We start from the raw sequence: 629 nt of genomic DNA, 5'->3' as shown, positions 1-629 counted from the left end.
CTGACGCTCGGCAACTGGGATCCGGCGGGCACCGGCAAGGGCGCGGTTTCGTGGGGCGTCGCACCGAACATCGACAAGATCACCTTCTACCCGGTGACGATCGGCGAAGTCGTCAACACGGACGCCGAGCCCGACCCCAACCCCGAGCCCGGACCCGTGCTTGAGTCGCTCGAGGCGAAGGCCGCAAGCGACCACATCGCGCTCGGCGGCGAACTCAAACTCACCGTCACCGCCCACTACAACGACGGCACCTCCAAGACCCTCGAACCCGGCCAATACCAAGTCACCGGATTCGACGCCAACAAGGCCGGCGAACAAACCGTCACCATCACCTACACCGAAGGCGACCAGACCGCCACCGCCCGAATCACCATCACCGTCGACAAGAACGCCAACGGCGACAACAACGACGGCGACAACGACAACGACGGCGACGGCAAACCCCAGAACGGCAACACCGGCAACGGCAACAACAACACCGGCAACACCGGATTGAGCCGCACCGGCGCCGGCGTGACCGCAACCGCGATCCTGGCCACCGCAATCGCACTGGCCGGCATCACCCTCACCCACATCCGCCGCAAACACGCATAACGTAACGTAGGCGCACCCGCCGCACAACCGGAAGG

1 protein-coding gene is annotated in these 629 nt (G+C 65.2%); it reads left to right on the top strand.

Translation table 11 applies throughout. The features are described 5' to 3' along the window. On the top strand, positions 1-594 hold a 594-nt coding region (locus BFAL_RS10475), incomplete at its 5' end, for a bacterial Ig-like domain-containing protein (protein ID WP_174514780.1). Positions 595-629: the final 35 nt, after the last annotated feature.

The sequence above is a fragment of the Bifidobacterium aesculapii genome, from assembly GCF_001417815.1.
Taxonomy (GTDB): domain Bacteria; phylum Actinomycetota; class Actinomycetes; order Actinomycetales; family Bifidobacteriaceae; genus Bifidobacterium; species Bifidobacterium aesculapii.
The sequence above is the reverse complement of the archived record's forward strand: the minus strand, read 5'-3'. Positions and strand labels throughout refer to the sequence as shown.